This window comes from Sulfuricystis thermophila, from assembly GCF_004323595.1.
In the GTDB taxonomy this organism is placed as follows: Bacteria; Pseudomonadota; Gammaproteobacteria; order Burkholderiales; family Rhodocyclaceae; genus Sulfuricystis; species Sulfuricystis thermophila.
The window spans coordinates 419062-435482 of record NZ_AP019373.1; the positions used below are offsets into that span (position 1 = coordinate 419062).

Here is a 16421-nt window from a genome sequence, read left to right on the forward strand (position 1 = left end):
GCGGGTGCGCGCTAGGCCTAGATCTTTGGCAGGGTGACGCCGACCTGCCCCTGGTATTTCCCGCCGCGGTCGCGGTAGGAGGTTTCGCAGATCTCGTCGGATTCGAAGAAGATCACCTGGGCGCAGCCTTCACCAGCATAGATTTTGGCGGGCAGCGGGGTGGTGTTGGAGAACTCGAGCGTCACATAGCCTTCCCATTCCGGCTCGAACGGCGTGACGTTGACGATGATGCCGCAGCGCGCATAGGTGCTCTTGCCAAGGCAAATGGTCAGGACGCTCCTCGGGATGCGGAAATACTCGACGGTGCGGGCCAGCGCGAAGGAGTTGGGCGGGATCACGCAATAGCCCTTGCCCGAGACCTCGACGAAGGAATCGGGATCGAAGGCCTTGGGGTCGACGATGGTGTGGTTGATATTGGTGAACACGCGGAATTCGTCCGCACAGCGGATGTCGTAACCGTAGCTGGAAGTGCCGTAGGAGACGATCTTCTGGCCATCCACTTCGCGCACCAGTTCAGGAGAAAACGGCTCGATCATGCCGTACTCCCGCGCCATGCGGCGAATCCATTTGTCCGACTTGATGGCCATTGCGGCGACTCCTTCAAATGACAGCGCCCCGGCGGGCGGGGCGCGGCACATTACACCACAAAAGAGCGGGAAAATCAGGTGTTCTGTACGACGATGGTCGGGAATTTCGACGAATGATCCTTGGCCTGCTCGGCGATCTTGACGCCGATGCGCCGCGCGATGGTGCGGTAGATCTCGGCGACGCGGCCATTCGGGTCGGCGACGACGGTGGGATGGCCGGAGTCGACCTGCTCGCGGATGTTCTTGTCGAGCGGCAGGGCGCCGAGGAATTCCACTTCGTAGTCCTCGCACATCTTCTTGCCGCCGCCTTCGCCGAAGATATGCTCCTCATGGCCACACTTTGAGCAAATATGGATGCTCATGTTCTCGACGATGCCCAGGATTGGGATGCCGACCTTCTCGAACATCTTGAGGCCCTTCCTGGCATCGAGCAGCGCGATGTCCTGCGGCGTGGTGACGATCACCGCGCCGGTGACCGGCACCTGCTGGGCCAGGGTGAGCTGGATGTCGCCGGTGCCCGGCGGCAGATCGACGACCAGATAGTCGAGATCTTTCCAGTTGGTGTCGCCGAGGAGCTGGTTGAGCGCCTGGGTGACCATCGGGCCGCGCCAGACCATCGGCGTTTCCGGGTCGATCAGGAAGCCGATCGACATCGCCTGGATGCCGTGAGCCATCATCGGCTCGAGCTTGCGGCCATCGGTCGATTCCGGCTGGCTGTCCGGGATGCCGAGCATCTGCGGCTGCGAGGGACCGTAGATATCGGCGTCGAGCAGGCCGACATTGGCGCCTTCGGCGGCGAGCGCCAGAGCGAGGTTGACGGCGGTGGTCGACTTGCCCACTCCGCCCTTGCCCGAGGCGACGGCGATGATGTTCTTCACGCCGGGAATCAGCTTCACGCCTTTCTGCACCGCATGCGAGACGATCTTCTGATAGACGTTGGCGGAGACGTTGCCGACACCCGGCACGGTCTTGATCGCATCGATGACCATCTTGCGGATCGGGTCGATCTGGCTCTTGGCCGGATAGCCGAGCTCGACGTCGAGCGAGACGTCGTTGCCGTCGATCTTGATGTTCTTGGCGCTCCGGGTGCTGACGAGATCCTTGCCTGTATTGGGGTCGATGACCGACTTGAGGGCTTCCTGAATGGCTTCTACGCTGAGGGACATGGGGGGCTCCGAATGTTTGATCAGTTTAGTCTAATATTACCGCAGGCAGCGGGGAGATGAGGGCGTTTGCTAGAATTTCCAGTCTTCCGCCGTGGAACCCGCAAACATGAGCTCCCGCCAGATTCTCGTCACCTCCGCCCTGCCGTACGCCAACGGCGCCATCCATCTCGGCCACCTCGTCGAATACATCCAGACCGACATCTGGGTGCGCTTCCAGAAGATGCGCGGCCACGAGTGTTGGTATGTCTGCGCCGACGATACGCACGGCACGCCGATCATGCTGCGCGCGGAGAAGGAAGGCATTGCGCCGGAGCAGCTCATCGCCCGCGTCCATGGCGAGCATCTGCGCGATTTCACCGGCTTTCACATCGCCTTCGACAACTATTACACCACGCACTCCGAGGAGACGCGCTTCTATTCGGAAGACATCTACCGCAAGCTCAAGGCGGCCGGACTGATCGAGGTGCGCGCGATCGAGCAGTATTACGATCCGGTGAAGAACATGTTCCTGCCCGACCGCTTCATCAAGGGCGAGTGCCCGAAGTGTGGGGCCAAGGATCAGTATGGCGACTCCTGCGAGGCCTGCGGCGCGGCCTATGCGCCGACCGACCTGATCAATCCCTATTCCGCCGTCTCCGGCGCGAAGCCCGTACTCAAGTCGTCCGATCATTATTTCTTCAAGCTCTCCGACCCGCGCTGCCAAACTTTCCTGCGCGAATGGACGCGCAAGGGCAGCCTGCAAACCGAGGCCGCCAACAAGCTCGCCGAATGGCTGGGAGCGGAGGGTGAGAACAAGCTCACGGACTGGGACATTTCGCGCGATGCGCCTTATTTCGGCTTCGAGATTCCGGATGCGCCGGGCAAATACTTCTACGTCTGGCTCGACGCGCCGATTGGTTACATGGGCTCGTTCAAGAACCTCTGCACGAAAATGGGACTCGATTTCGACGCCTACTGGAAGCCCGATTCAAAAGCCGAGCTCTACCACTTCATCGGCAAGGACATCCTCTACTTTCATGCGCTGTTCTGGCCGGCCGAGCTGAAATTCGCCGGCTATCGCACGCCGACCAACGTCTTCGCCCATGGCTTCTTGACCGTCGATGGCGCGAAGATGTCGAAGTCGCGCGGCACCTTCATCACCGCCGAGAGCTATCTCAAGCAGGGTCTCAGCCCCGAGTGGCTGCGCTACTACTTCGCCGCGAAACTGAACGGCACGATGGAGGACATCGACCTCAACCTCGAGGATTTCGTTTCCCGCGTCAATGCCGATCTGATCGGCAAGTTCATCAACATCGCCAGCCGCGCCGCCGGCTTCATCACCAAGCAATTCGGCGGCCGCCTGCTCGACGAGCCCTTCCAGGAGCGCTTCATGGGCAGCCTGCCCGAGCTGATGCTCGCGGCCGAGGAGATCGCCAGCCATTACGAGGCGCGCGATTTCGCCCGCGCCGTGCGGCGCATCATGGCACTCGCCGACCAGGTCAATCAGTACGTCGATCATCACCAGCCGTGGAAACTGGCGAAGCAGGGAGGCAGGGAACGCGAACTGCACGTGGTATGCACGATGCTGATCAACGCCTTCCGGCTGCTGACGCTGTATCTGAAGCCCGTGCTGCCGAAGCTGGCCAAGCAGGCCGAGGAATTCCTCAACGTCGCGCCGCTCACCTGGCACGATGCGGCGCATCTGCTGCCGCCGGCGCATCTGATCAACCCTTACGAGCACCTGATGACGCGCATCGAGATGAAACAGATCGACGCCCTCTTGGCAGCCAACCGGGAGACGCTCGCGCCCGCCGCCGACGCCCATTCGCCGCAACGCCACGCCCAGCACCAGGTCGGGGAAAAGCCCGCCGAGGCGGCGCAGATCGGCATCGAGGATTTCGCCAAGGTCGACCTACGCATCGCGCGCATCGCCGATGCCTCCCATGTCGAAGGGGCGGAAAAGCTCATCAGGCTCACGCTCGATCTCGGTCCGCTGGGCACCCGGCAGGTGTTCGCCGGCATCAAATCGGCCTACGATCCGGCCCAGCTGATTGGGCGCCTGACGGTGATGGTCGCCAACCTCGCGCCGCGCAAGATGAAGTTCGGTGTCTCCGAAGGCATGGTGCTCGCCGCCTCCGATCCGACCGGCGAACATCCCGGCCTGTTCCTGCTCTCGCCCGATGCCGGCGCGTTCCCGGGCATGCAGGTGAAATGAGCCGCGAAATCCGGCATCTCGTCATCACCGGCCGCGTGCAGGGTGTCGCCTACCGCGCCAGCATGGCGCGCGAGGCGGAGCGGCTGGGGGTTACCGGCTGGGTGAGGAATCGCAGTGACGGCAGCGTCGAGGCGATGGTGGCTGGCACCGCCGAGCAGGTCGCCGCGATCATGAACTGGGCGCGCCGCGGGCCGCCCGCAGCGCAAGTCGATCACGTCGCCGTGGAGCTGGGCGAGGGGGAATTTTCCGGCTTCGAGCTGCGCGCCTCGCTGTAAAAAATCGGCGCTGGCGGTAAATGGAAACGTCCCGCCGGGTGCCGACTTGTTTCTTAGAGTCGGCGCCGGCGGGACGGCACCTTGGCGGTGGTCGGCTACTGATAGACCACGCGGACGTTTTCGGGCTGGAGCCAGTCGGTGAGATCAGCGAGCAGACGGTCGTCGAGGCGCACCCGCCAGTCCGCGGGCAGCGTCAGTTCGGCTTCGGCTGCCTGATTTCGATAATGGAGGCGCACCGGACAGGCGGCCTCCTGGGCGCGGTAAGGCGCGAGCAGCGTGCGCAGGCGGGCCGCAGTGTCGATGTTCGTCTGGCCACTCATTTGGCCATTAAGCGACAGCCGGAGCATACGCGCATAACGCCCACGCGCTTCGGCGAGCGTCATCATATCGTCGGCGACGACGCGCAGGCCGCCACTGAAATCGTCGCGGCTCACCTTGCCGTCGACGATCAGCAGTTCGTCTTCCTTGATCTTGGCACGGGCGGTTTCCCACAGCTCGTTGAATACCGAGACTTCGACCTGTGCGCTGGCATCGTCGAGCGTCACATAGGCCATCTTGCCGCGCCGCGACATCTGCGTGCGTATGCCGACGACGATCCCGGCCAAGAGCTGCGCTTCACGCGCCGGCACGAGCTCGGCCAGACGCCGCGGTGCGAATGCGGCGATTTCGCCGGCATGGGCATTGAACGGATGGCCGGAGAAGAAGAAGCCTAACGCCTGTTTCTCGTTGAGCAGCCGTTCGCGCTCGCTCCAGCGCGGCACGTCGACGTAATGCACTTCACTGGTCTGGCTGCCGTCGGCGAGATCGAAGAGCCCGCCCTGATGGGCGTTTCTTTCAGCCTGGTCGGCGGCTTCGAGTGCGCGTCCGACCGAGGCGAGCAGCTTGGCGCGATGGTCGTCGAGGCTATCGAACGCGCCGGCCTTGATCAGCGCCTCGATGACGCGGCGATTGACGATGCGCCGGTCGATGCGGCGGCAGAAGTCGAACAGATCGACGAAGGGGCCGGATTCGCGCGCCTTGAGGATCGCCGCCAGCGCCGCTTCGCCGGTGCCCTTGATCGCGCCGAGGCCGTAGCGGATGGTGTGCGCGTCGACTGGTGTAAAGCGCACGGTGCCGGTATTGATGTCCGGTGGCAGGAAGCTGATGCCGTTGTCGCGTGCGTCGTTGTAGAAGAATTGCACCTTGTCGGTGTCGGCCATTTCCGAGGACAGCGTCGCGGCCATGAAGGCCGCCGGATGATGGCATTTGAGCCAGGCGGTCTGGTAGGCGACCAGCGAGTAGGCGGCGGCGTGCGACTTGTTGAAGCCGTAGCCGGCGAACTTCTCCATCGTGTCGAAGATTTCGTTCGCCTTCGTTTCGTCGATGTCGTTTTGCGCGCAGCCGGCGACGAAGATCGCGCGTTGCTTGGCCATCTCCTCGGGCTTTTTCTTGCCCATCGCGCGGCGCAACAGGTCGGCGCCGCCGAGCGTGTAATTGGCGGCCACCTGTGCGGTCTGCATCACCTGCTCCTGGTAGATCATGATGCCGTAGGTCGGCTTTAAGACCTTTTCCAGGCAGGGGTGCGGATAAACGACGCGCTCGCGGCCGTGTTTGCGGGCGATGAAGCTCGGGATGAAATCCATCGGCCCCGGTCGGTAGAGTGCATTCAGGGCGATCAGGTCTTCGATGCAGTCGGGCCGCGCCTGCAGCAGCGTCTCCTTCATGCCGCGCGATTCGAACTGGAACACTGCCGTGGTGTTGGCGGTCTTGAAGATCTTGTCGTAAGTCTCCTGGTCGTCGAGCGGCAGCCGGTCGAGTTTCACCTCGACGCCTTCCACTTCCTTCACGAAGCGCACCGCCTCAGCGAGAATGGTTAGCGTGCGCAAGCCGAGGAAGTCGAACTTGACCAGGCCCGCCTTTTCGACATCGTCCTTGTCGAACTGGCTGACGGTGACGACATGCTCGGCGCCGCCGTCTGCCGAGTAGAGCGGACAGAAATCGGTGAGTTTGCCTGGCGCGATCAGCACGCCGCCCGCGTGCATGCCGACATTGCGCGTCAGGCCTTCGAGCTTCTCGGCCAGCGCCCACAGTTCGGCGAGCTCCTCTTCCTGCGCCAGCCGCTCGTTGATCTGTGGTTCCTTTTCGCGCGCGTCCTTCAGCGTGATGCCCAGTTCGTTGGGGATCAGCTTGGCGAACTGGTCGACGAAATTGAAACCGAGGTCGAGCACGCGGCCGACGTCGCGGATCACCGCCTTGGCCGCCATGGTGCCGAACGTGGCGATCTGGCTCACCGCGTGCTGGCCATATTTGCTCCGCACATAATCGATCACCCGGTCGCGGCCGTCCTGGCAGAAATCGATGTCGAAGTCCGGCATCGAGACGCGCTCGGGGTTCAAAAAACGCTCGAACAGCAGGTCGTAACGCAGCGGATCGAGGTCGGTGATGCCCAAGGCATAGGCGACCAGGGAGCCGGCGCCCGAGCCGCGCCCGGGGCCGACCGGCACGCCGTTGTTCTTGCCCCAGTTGATGAAGTCGGCAACGATCAGGAAGTAGCCCGGAAAGCCCATCTGCACGATGGTCTGGATCTCGAATTCGAGCCGCGTGCCGTATTGCGAGCGCCGAGTTTCGCGCTCGACCGGATCAGGATAGAGCTGTTCGAGGCGTCGTTCCAGGCCGGCGCGCGCCATCCGGGCGAGATAGTCTTCGACCGATTCGCCCTGCGGCGTCGGGAATTTCGGCAGGAAGCTCTTGCCCAGCGGCACGGAAAGATTGCAGCGCTGCGCGATCGCGATGCTGTTTTCCAATGCTTCCGGCAGATCGGCGAACAGCTCGGCCATCTCCGCCTGCGTCTTGAAATACTGTGCCGGGTGATAGAGCCGCGGGCGACGGCGATCACCCATCACATAGCCTTCCGCGATGCACACGCGCGCCTCGTGGGCCCGGAAGTCGTCCGGGTCGAGGAACTGCACCGGATGCGTCGCGACCACGGGCAAGCCGAGCTGCGCGCCGAGCTGCAGCGTCGCGGCGATCAGGCTTTCCTGGGCAGGGTTATCGCGGCTGCCGTCGGGACGCTGGATTTCGAGATAGAAGGCGTCGGGAAACAGCGTGGCCCAATGCCGGGCACAGGCAACCGCCTTGTCGAACTTGCCGGCGGCGAGCCATTGGCCGGTATCGCCGAATTGGGCGCCGGAAAGCGCGATCAAGCCGGTGTTGTCGCCATTGAACAGCGCAAGCGGAATCTCGGCGCGGCCATGACGGCGCGGGCGCAGATAGGCGGCGGTGATGAGTTCGCACAAGCGCAGATAGCCGGCGCGGTTTTTGGCCAACAACAGTAGCCGGGAGGCCATCGGCTGCGTCGGATCGGGCGCCGAACCTTCCTCCTCGGCGATCCAGACATCACAGCCGATGATGGGCTTGATGCCGGCCGCGCGCGCCGCCGTGTAGAACTTGACCATGCCAAACAGGTTGGCGAGGTCGGTGAGCGCCAAGGCCGGCATGCCATCCGCCACCGCGCGTTTCACTGCGTCGTCGAGGCGGGTCAGGCCGTCGGTGATCGAGAATTCGCTATGAAGGCGAAGATGAACGAAACGGGGAGGATGGGCGGGGGCGGACATCGCCCCGGATTTTACGCTTTGGCCCAGATCAGCAAGCCTTGCGCATCGAGATCGAGATCCATTGCCCAAAGCTTGCGGATTTCTTCATCGGCAAGCGTCGTGCCGTGGCGGCGCGCTTCGGCGCAGAGGTAATCGGCGAGCTTCGCCATCAGGCGGGCGTGGGCATTCTCCTCCCCTTCCCGCAGCGTTTCTTTCGTCAGCCGCACGCAGTCGTCGATGCGCCGCAGGAGCTGCTCGGCCAGCGGCCGCGGCGGGGCGATGCGCGAGAAGTGGGTGAGATAGACCGCCTCGGGTGCGAGCGCGATCATGCGTTCGACCGAATCGCGCCAGTCGACCGGATCGAACTGCGACGGCGTCGGACAGGGAAAGACGAAATGCCGGCCATCGGGCGCATCCATCTCGCGGTAGGCGATGCCGAAAGTGTCGCCGGTGAAGATGCCGTTCGCGGCGCGATCGTGGATGAAGACGTGGTGCTTCGCGTGGCCGGGGGAGTCGTAGAGCGCGAGCTCACGCTGGCCCAGGCTGAGCACCATGCCGTCGGTGGTTTCGATGACGCGATCGGCCGGCACGGGGATCAGCGTGCCATAGAGGCGCTGCGCGTTTTCCTTGCCATAGACCTCCTCGGTGGCGGCCATCAGTTTCGTCGGGTCGATCATGTGGCGCGCGCCGCGGGGATGGACGACGAATTGCGCGTTCGGAAAGGCCTGCATGTAGGCGCCCGAGCCGCCGGCATGATCGAGATGGATGTGGGTGACGATCACGTAGTCGACCGCCTCGGGTGTCAGGCCCAGTTCGGCGAGCGCCCGTTGGGCGCGCGGCAGGGAAGCGTTCGAGCCATTGTCGATGAAGGCGGCACGGCCGTGATCGACGACGAGATGCACGGCGGCGAGCTGGTGGCGCACATAACCGGCATCGAAAGCATAGATGCCATTCTGATAGTCGAGCAGTTGAAATTCCATGGCGTACGAAAGTCGGCGTTGGCGGGACGGCAGGTAAAAAGCGATTATGCCAGCCCAGGATTACCGGCGACGCCGATGAGCCGGGGTGAGTTGAGCTTGCGCGGCGTCACGGTCTTCTTCTCGCGCAGCCAGCGGGCGACGACTTCCCAGATCGGCTCTCCACTCGCGCCTTCCATGACCGGCGCCCAGCCGGCAACCTTGTATTTTTTGTTCGGATCGAGCGGTTCGCCCTTCAAGCGCATGTCCTGGATGCGCCTGCCCATTTTCTCGTTTGGGGCACAGGCGTAGGTGAGTCCGCCGACGCGCACCATGTCGCCGCCTTGCTGTTTATAGGGATCGGGGTTGAACAGGTTGTCGCAGACATCTTCGAGGATGTCCTTGATCTGCGCGCCGGTCATCTCGGTCAATGTCGAGTAAGGGTAGGTGATCGCCGTCTGGTCCATCACGTGCTCGAAGGTGATCGGTTCACCTGGCAGGATCGTCGTGCCCCAGCGGAAGCCCGGCGAGAAGGCGAGATCGGCCCCCTTCACCTCCATCATCGCATCGAGGATCAGCTGATCCCACGAGCCGTTGAAATTGCCGCGTCGGTAGAGCAATCCTTCCGTGACGGCGAGTTTTTCCTCGAGCTTGGCAAGATGCGGCGCGCGGATCTTGTCGATCAGCGCCGTCATTTCCGCATCCGCCGGCAACAGGTTCGAAAACACCGGCAACAGCTTGTAGCGAAAATCGCTGACCTTGCCGTTCTTGACCTCGAAATCGAGCACGCCGAGGAACTTGCCGTTCGAGCCCGCATTGGTGACCAGCGTGACACCGCCGGCATTTTTCACCTTGACCGGCTGCGGCACACCATCGTGCGTGTGGCCGCCCAAAATCGCATCGATGCCGGTGACACGGCTGGCCAGCTTCAGGTCGACGTCCATGCCATTGTGCGAGAGCACGACGACGACTTGAGCGCCGGCGGCACGCGCTTCATCGACCACCTTCTGCATCTCTTCGTCCTGGATGCCGAAACTCCATTCCGGCACCATGTAGCGCGGGTTGGCGATCGGCGTGTAGGGAAAGGACTGGCCGATCACGGCGACTTTCACGCCGTTCATCTCGCGCAAGGCATAGGGCTTGAAGACCGGATCGCCGAAGTCGGCGGTCTTCACGTTCTGGGCGACGAAATCGATCTTGCCGGCGAAATCCTTCTCGACGACTTCTTTGACGCGCTTGTCGCCATAGGTGAATTCCCAGTGGCCGGTCATCACATCGACGCCCAAGAGCTTGCAGGCATCGACCATGTCCTGCCCCTTGCTCCACAAGGCCGTGGCGGAACCCTGCCAGGTATCGCCGCCATCGAGCAGCAGCGCCCCGGGGCGGCTGGCCTTCAACTGCTTGACGAGAGTCGCCAGATGTGCAAAACCGCCGACCTTGCCATAAGTCTTCGCGGCTTGGATGAAATCGAGGTAGGTGAAAGCATGTGACTCACGCGTACCGGGCCGGATGCCATAGGCTTTCAAGAGCTTTTCGCCGACCAGATGTGGGGTTTTGCCCTGCATGCTACCGACGCCGAGATTGACGTCCGGTTCGCGGAACCAGATCGGCAGCAGTTGCGCGTGGCAGTCGGTGAAATGCAGGAAATGCACGTTGCCGAAACGCGGCAGGTCGTAGAACCTCTCGCCGCCCTGGCCGGCCAGCAAGGCGCGGGAATCCAGCATGAAGCCGGCGGCGGAAGCGGCGGCAAGAATCTGCATGAACTCGCGACGGTTCATGGACATCAGAGTTTCTCCTTGGAAAAAGGAAAGGCCCGGCCGGGCCTCTCCAGACGGCTACTTATTGACCGGCGATTCTGGATCGAGCAACAACGCGACCAAGTCCTTGATCTGCTCGGGCGAAAGCGCCTCGACACGGCCAAAGCGCGGCATCTCGGAACAGAGGTTGTAGGCCTTCGCGTTGTAGATCTTCGAATAGACGTATTTCTGCATCTCCGGCGTGTTGCCGCGCTGCTTGCCGAAACCGAGCAGGCTGGGACCCACCGTGCCGTAGGCCACTTCTTTCGGGCCGATCTGGTGGCAGTTGTAGCAATTGCCGCCGACCGGCAGGCCCGGCTTGTCGCTCCAGGTGAAGCCGCGACCGCTCTGCGCCAGTTTCTCGCCTTTTTTCCAGTCGCCCATCAGCTTGCCGTCGGCCGGCCATTTGACGCTGGCCAGCTGGTCGGCTTCGAGCACCTTGGTGATCGCCTCGGGCGGCTTGTTACCGGTGCGGTTGCAGATGGCCTGCACGCCGTCTTCGGCGAGACGATCCAAGCCGGCCTGGCCGCGCGGCTTGAAGTCTTTCTGGATCATCGCAATCGCCTTGGCGCGATAGTCGGCGTCGGCCTGGGCGGGCAAGGTGGCGACCAGGAAGGGTGCGGCCGCCAGTGCGGCAAAAACGATATTCTGGTTCATGTCTTTTCTCCTCGATCGAGTCAGCGCTTGATGCCGGGGCCCTTGTAGATCACGCCGTTGGCATTGGCGGTCAGATAGGTCAAGAGGGCGGTGACGGTATCCGAAACGTATTTCGGCTCGGGGAAGCGCTGCTGACGGAAGCAGTCGTTCATGCGCCACTGCAGGGTGAGGGCCACACCGCCGGTCATGCGCCAGGCGGGCCAGCCCATCACCGCCTTGGTGGCGCCCTCTTTGCTATTGATGTTCGGCAGATCCTGCATGCGGATGCGCTTGCCATCGGAACCGTGACAGGTGCTGCAGGCAAAGTCATAGGGACCGGCGCGGTAATGAGCGACCTCCTTGCCGATTTCATAGATTTCGCGCACCTTGGGGTCTTGCAGGTTCACCGCAAAGGGCTTGCCGCGCGAGTGTCCCGCGACATACATCACGAGATTCGTGATGTCCGGCGCGCTTGCATCGTTGGCGCTTTGAAACGGCTTCTTGGCGATGTCTTCGAACTTGAAACCCTGTTTCTCGACCATGCACCAGACGATGCGCCGCTCGGCATCCATCACCGCGTCGGCGTCCTGAAAGTAGCGCGGCATCTGCACATAGGCCCCTTCGAGCTTGCCTATGCCGAGCCCCAGATCGCAGCTTTGAGCCAGGGAAACGTTCTTTGGCCCGCGCTTCGCTTTCCAGAGCTCTTCACCCTTGAGCTCGTTGAGCTCGGCGGGGTTGCTGTCTTCCATTTCGGCACGGAATTTTTCGAATTCCTTGGCTGCCTTGGCGTGGTCGATTTCGTCCGTCGTTTGCGCGCCAAGACTGCCGGCGACGGCGAAGGCGCAGAGTGCGCCCAGGGTACGCAGGGTTTTCATTTTTTCCTCCTTTGGGGTGCGAGCCATTCGGGCATTACGCCACGGTTGCCTCATCGGTTCTGGAATCGCCTTTGTTGTCTTTCCAGGAGACGGTGACTTTGTCGCCGGCTTTGGCGCCCTTGACCTTGAAGCCGAGGACGGGGTTGCGGGAGACGGAGCCGGCGAGCTGGCCGGAGACGACGGGCTTGCCATTCAAGGCGACGGAGACGAGCTGGATGTGATGGGCGGGGATGGTTTTGCCGTCGTTGTCCTTGCGCTGGCCGGTTTCCATGGGGTGGGACATGAGGACGCGGATTTCGCAGACATCGCCCTTCATCTGGGCGCGGATTTTCATTGGATCAGCCATGGTGGGATTCCTTTTCTGAAAGAAGACGCGAAGCCGTGCTCAACCGCCGCAGCCGCCGACGGTGACCTTGACTTCTTTCTGGGCGGTGTAGGTTTTGCCGTCGGCCTTGGCGATGGCGATGATGGCGCTGGTTTCGGCGACCTTGAGGCGCACCGAGACGTCGGCCAGGGCGCCATTCGAGAACTCGAAGAGGGCGGCGAGCGGGAAGGGGTTTTTCTTCACCAGGATGGCGATCGACGAGGTGTTGGGGATGTTGCTGACGACATCGACGGGGACGACGGCGCCGTTTTCGGCGATGTCGGGGGCCTTCATGACGAGGGCGGGATTGGCGGCGGCGCCGTCGGCGCCGATAGTTTTCAGGGCGACGTCGAGGTCCTTGGCGCCGAAGGCGGCGGCGTTCCATTCATTGGCATAAGCCAGCGTCGGCTTGAGCATCCCGGTGGCCAGCAGGCCAGCGAGCACGCCCGTCGCCCCCGCCCCCTTCAGCACCGTCCTGCGAATCAGATCCATAGGGTAGGTCTCCTCTGTGTGGTTTGAAATCAAGATTGCACGTAACGCCAACCCTGGGTCAGGCGGGCAGACAATTCGCTTTCGGCGGATACCGCTTCCTCGACGCCGGGCAGCAGATTCACTTCGAGGCCACGCTCCTGCATGCGCGCGATCGCCTCGCGACAGGCGACCAGGCGCAGGTTTGCATGCTGGCGGCGCAGCGCCTCGATGCGATCAGCATAGGGCGAACCACCTTGCCGCAACAGATGCAGCCCCGGCCCGTTGGCGAGGAACTCGACACGGAATGGGCGGCCTTGGATGTCCCGAGCCGAAGCAAGCTGCTCGGCCATGCGTAGCGCCGCTTCCATGCGCGCCGGTTCGTCGGAAAACAGGTGCAGCACGACTCGGCCGCCTTCGGCACGAATCGCTTCGATCTGGCGGTCGAATTGCCGCTCGGCGTCGAAACGGTCATTGGCAAACCAACCGGAAACGACGCCGACCGCGACGAACAGCGACGCCGCCAGCGCATGCGGCCAGCCTCCCGGCTCCATTTTGCCGCCTTGCCCTGCCTTTTCGTCCTTGCGACGGGGCAGTGGATAGGCGCCGCGCACCATCTGCTTGAGCTGCCACAGCTCGCAGGCGCGCGCGCGCAGCGCACTATCGATGGCGATCCGTTCCTGGATCGCCGCGCGTTCGGTGGCGTCGAGCTCGTTGTCGATGTAGGCGCCGAGGATTTCGTCGGAGATGTCCATCCTAGCCTCTCAATCGATGCACAACGGCGGTTGTCGTCCGTGTCGCTTGCGGCTCGCGCAGGGCTTCGCGCAGACTGGCGCGGGCGCGCGACAGACGACTCATCACGGTGCCGATCGGGATTTGCAGGATCGTTGCCACCTCGGCATAGGAAAACTCTTCGAGATCGACGAGGGTGATCACTTCGCGCTGCCCGGGGGGCAGATTCCCGACGGCTGCCCGCACGCGGCGGACGACTTCGTTTTTCAGACAATCCTCTTCGGGGCAGTCGACAGAGGGCAGCTCGCGTTCTTCGAGGGTGTCGATGTCGAGGGTTTCTTTTCCTGCACGCAGGTGATCGTGCCAGCAGTTTGCCAGGATGCTGCACAGCCAGGCATGCACCGCCTCCTGATCGCGCAGCTGGGCGTGGCGGGAAAGCGCCTTGGCGAGCGTTTCCTGCACCAGATCATCGGCCAGCGCACGGTTGCGGCACCAGGAATGCGCCAGGCGCCACAAACGGCAACGACTGGCTTCGAGCTTGGCCTCGAATTGACGCGAGCGGCCGATGAAGGGGAACAGACTCACTGGCTCATTCCTCGAAAAGAGATTCGCTGGTTAAGACGGAGAATTGCGGCGGTTTATTCCACGGCCCAAAAAAATGGGGGAGCCTTGCAACTCCCCGCGGGTCATCGATCGGGCATACGCTTACGCCACGGTTGCCTCATCGGTTCTGGAATCGCCTTTGTTGTCTTTCCAGGAGACGGTGACTTTGTCGCCGGCTTTGGCGCCCTTGACCTTGAAGCCGAGGACGGGGTTGCGGGAGACGGAGCCGGCGAGCTGGCCGGAGACGACGGGCTTGCCATTCAAGGCGACGGAGACGAGCTGGATGTGATGGGCGGGGATGGTTTTGCCGTCGTTGTCCTTGCGCTGGCCGGTTTCCATGGGGTGGGACATGAGGACGCGGATTTCGCAGACATCGCCCTTCATCTGGGCACGGATTTTCATTGGATCAGCCATGGTGGGATTCCTTTTCTGAAAGAAGACGCGAAGCCGTGCTCAACCGCCGCAGCCGCCGACGGTGACCTTGACTTCTTTCTGGGCGGTGTAGGTTTTGCCGTCGGCCTTGGCGATGGCGATGATGGCGCTGGTTTCGGCGACCTTGAGGCGCACCGAGACGTCGGCCAGGGCGCCATTCGAGAACTCGAAGAGGGCGGCGAGCGGGAAGGGATTTTTCTTCACCAGGATGGCGATCGACGAGGTGTTGGGGATGTTGCTGACGACATCGACGGGGACGACGGCGCCGTTTTCGGCGATGTCGGGGGCCTTCATGACGAGGGCGGGATTGGTGGCGGCGCCGTCGGCGCCGATGGTTTTCAGGGCGACGTCGAGGTCCTTGGCGCCGAAGGCGGCGGCGTTCCATTCATTGGCATAGGCCAGCGTCGGCTTGAGCATCCCGCTGGCCAGCAGGCCAGCGAGCACGCCCGTCGCCCCCGCCCCCTTCAGCACCGTCCTGCGAATCAGATCCATCTGTGAGTCTCCTTGGTCGATAGTTGAAACATCAAATCTCGCGCATCATGCGCCAGTATTGGAATTTCATCGTCGCAGCCGCTCCTGCGATGATCGCCACGAGCGTCAGAATCGAGCCGAGTGCCAACGTCGAGACCCCGGTGATACCCTGACCGATCGTGCAGCCCATTGATAATACCCCGCCGATGCCCATCAGTACCGCACCGATCGCGTGGTTGAGAAAATCGCCCACCGAAACGAACCACTCGATGCGGAAGCCGCGCGAGAGCATCGCCCAGAGGAAGGAGCCGAAAATCACACCGAACAGTGCAACGATGCCGAAATTGATCAATGAAACGTCACCCGGGTTCATCAGGTAGCGTGCGGCATCGCCCATCGGGCTGATGAAGGTGAACGATTGGGTTTCGACCCGTAGCGGCTTGCTTTCGGCAAAGTCGGCCCATTCTTTCCATTCGGCGCCCATCGGCCCCCCTGTGACATACCAGCCGGCGATGACGATCAGGCCGATGCCGATCCCCGCCAAAACGTTGTCGCGGTTGGTGCGGAAATCGCGCGCGGCAAAAGCGAAGGCGATCAGGGCAAAGGCCACGATCAGGCCGGCAACGGTATTGCCCAGGCCGGTGAGTTCGCCGAGCGTCTGGCTCTGGAAGCCGCGTGCCGCGAGGTCGATCGTGGTTGGCGCAATCCAGCGTCCGAACACGTCGTTGTAGAAGTTCGTCCACAGCATCGCATAGGCGCACAATGCGGCAATGACGATGACGACCAGTGATTTGAGATTGCCCGCGCCGATACGCACCGCGGTCTTGTTGCCGCAGCCGGAAGCCAGCGTCATACCGATGCCGAACATGAAGCCGCCCAGCAAGTAACGTAGCCAGGCAAACTGGCTCGTGCGGTAAGGCGGGAAGGTGCCGCTGGCGAGATTCAGTTTACCCATCGCTTCGAGCACGACGACGCCGAGCATCGCGACGGCACCGGCAAGCAGCCAGGCGCGCAGGCGACCGGTGTCGCCCATGTTGACCCAATCGGAGACGGCGCCCATGGTGCAAAAGTTGGTTTTGTTGGCCAACATGCCCAGCACCGTTGCCAAGGCAAAAGCGATCAGCAGCACCTGATGATGGATCGTGAATTCCACGTTTCGATCTCCTCCAGTCTTGTTTCTGCCAACAGGTTGCGCAATGAATGAGGCAAGGACGCGAAGCACCATTCGTTGCACAGACTCTGCCGCACATCTCGTTGCCGCGTGTTACGGAAGCCGCACACGCGGAGCCGATGG

The 16421-nt window shown here is 62.6% G+C and carries 16 protein-coding genes; 2 read left to right on the forward strand and 14 right to left on the reverse strand.

What is annotated here, in order from left to right; genetic code table 11:
- Nucleotides 1-17 precede the first annotated feature (17 nt).
- Nucleotides 18-587, reverse strand: coding sequence for a dCTP deaminase (gene dcd, locus M52SOB_RS02180; protein WP_131110367.1), 570 nt, complete (start codon nt 585-587; stop codon nt 18-20).
- 74 nt (nt 588-661) lie between these two features.
- Complete coding sequence (gene apbC, locus M52SOB_RS02185; RefSeq protein WP_131110368.1) at nt 662-1753, reverse strand: iron-sulfur cluster carrier protein ApbC; 1092 nt, start codon at nt 1751-1753, stop codon at nt 662-664.
- A 106-nt stretch (nt 1754-1859) separates the two neighbouring features.
- Here apbC and metG point away from each other — a divergent pair, with 106 nt between their 5' ends.
- On the forward strand, nt 1860-3947 hold the full coding sequence (metG, locus tag M52SOB_RS02190; protein ID WP_131110369.1) for a methionine--tRNA ligase: 2088 nt from the start codon (nt 1860-1862) through the stop codon (nt 3945-3947).
- Nucleotides 3944-4222 carry an acylphosphatase gene (locus tag M52SOB_RS02195; RefSeq protein WP_131110370.1) on the forward strand — a complete coding sequence of 93 codons (279 nt, stop codon included), beginning with the start codon at nt 3944-3946 and terminating at the stop codon, nt 4220-4222. Before metG ends, M52SOB_RS02195 begins: the two co-directional genes overlap by 4 nt.
- 95 nt (nt 4223-4317) lie before the next feature.
- On the opposite strand, the gene dnaE is transcribed toward M52SOB_RS02195, so the two are convergent.
- The 12 genes from dnaE to M52SOB_RS02255 form a co-directional block, all read right to left on the reverse strand.
- Nucleotides 4318-7815 carry a DNA polymerase III subunit alpha gene (gene dnaE / locus M52SOB_RS02200; protein WP_131110371.1) on the reverse strand — a complete coding sequence of 1166 codons (3498 nt, stop codon included), beginning with the start codon at nt 7813-7815 and terminating at the stop codon, nt 4318-4320.
- An 11-nt stretch (nt 7816-7826) separates the two neighbouring features.
- Nucleotides 7827-8774 (reverse strand): MBL fold metallo-hydrolase, encoded by a 948-nt coding sequence (locus M52SOB_RS02205; protein ID WP_131110372.1) that lies wholly within the window; start codon nt 8772-8774, stop codon nt 7827-7829.
- A gap of 44 nt (nt 8775-8818) precedes the next feature.
- Nucleotides 8819-10534, reverse strand: a complete 1716-nt coding sequence (soxB, locus tag M52SOB_RS02210) for a thiosulfohydrolase SoxB (protein ID WP_131110373.1) — start codon at nt 10532-10534, stop codon at nt 8819-8821.
- Nucleotides 10535-10585: 51 nt separating this feature from the next.
- Complete coding sequence (gene soxX / locus M52SOB_RS02215) at nt 10586-11203, reverse strand: sulfur oxidation c-type cytochrome SoxX (RefSeq protein ID WP_131110374.1); 618 nt, start codon at nt 11201-11203, stop codon at nt 10586-10588.
- A 20-nt stretch (nt 11204-11223) separates the two neighbouring features.
- Nucleotides 11224-12057 carry a sulfur oxidation c-type cytochrome SoxA gene (gene soxA, locus M52SOB_RS02220; RefSeq protein WP_172601723.1) on the reverse strand — a complete coding sequence of 278 codons (834 nt, stop codon included), beginning with the start codon at nt 12055-12057 and terminating at the stop codon, nt 11224-11226.
- A 34-nt stretch (nt 12058-12091) separates the two neighbouring features.
- Nucleotides 12092-12403, reverse strand: a complete 312-nt coding sequence (gene soxZ / locus M52SOB_RS02225) for a thiosulfate oxidation carrier complex protein SoxZ (protein WP_131110376.1) — start codon at nt 12401-12403, stop codon at nt 12092-12094.
- Between the two features lie 39 nt (nt 12404-12442).
- Nucleotides 12443-12913: a thiosulfate oxidation carrier protein SoxY gene (gene soxY / locus M52SOB_RS02230; RefSeq protein WP_131110377.1), complete on the reverse strand. Its 471-nt coding sequence runs from the start codon at nt 12911-12913 to the stop codon at nt 12443-12445.
- A gap of 29 nt (nt 12914-12942) precedes the next feature.
- On the reverse strand, nt 12943-13644 hold the full coding sequence (locus M52SOB_RS02235; RefSeq protein ID WP_131110378.1) for a DsrE family protein: 702 nt from the start codon (nt 13642-13644) through the stop codon (nt 12943-12945).
- Nucleotide 13645: 1 nt separating this feature from the next.
- Nucleotides 13646-14206 (reverse strand): RNA polymerase sigma factor, encoded by a 561-nt coding sequence (locus tag M52SOB_RS02240; protein ID WP_131110379.1) that lies wholly within the window; start codon nt 14204-14206, stop codon nt 13646-13648.
- A 120-nt stretch (nt 14207-14326) separates the two neighbouring features.
- Nucleotides 14327-14638 carry a thiosulfate oxidation carrier complex protein SoxZ gene (soxZ, locus tag M52SOB_RS02245; RefSeq protein WP_131110376.1) on the reverse strand — a complete coding sequence of 104 codons (312 nt, stop codon included), beginning with the start codon at nt 14636-14638 and terminating at the stop codon, nt 14327-14329.
- 39 nt (nt 14639-14677) lie between these two features.
- Nucleotides 14678-15148: a thiosulfate oxidation carrier protein SoxY gene (soxY, locus tag M52SOB_RS02250; RefSeq protein WP_131110380.1), complete on the reverse strand. Its 471-nt coding sequence runs from the start codon at nt 15146-15148 to the stop codon at nt 14678-14680.
- A gap of 31 nt (nt 15149-15179) precedes the next feature.
- The gene (locus tag M52SOB_RS02255) at nt 15180-16280 is read right to left on the reverse strand and encodes a YeeE/YedE family protein (protein WP_284155166.1); all 1101 of its coding nucleotides are present in this window, start codon (nt 16278-16280) and stop codon (nt 15180-15182) included.
- Between the last annotated feature and the right edge of the window lie 141 nt (nt 16281-16421).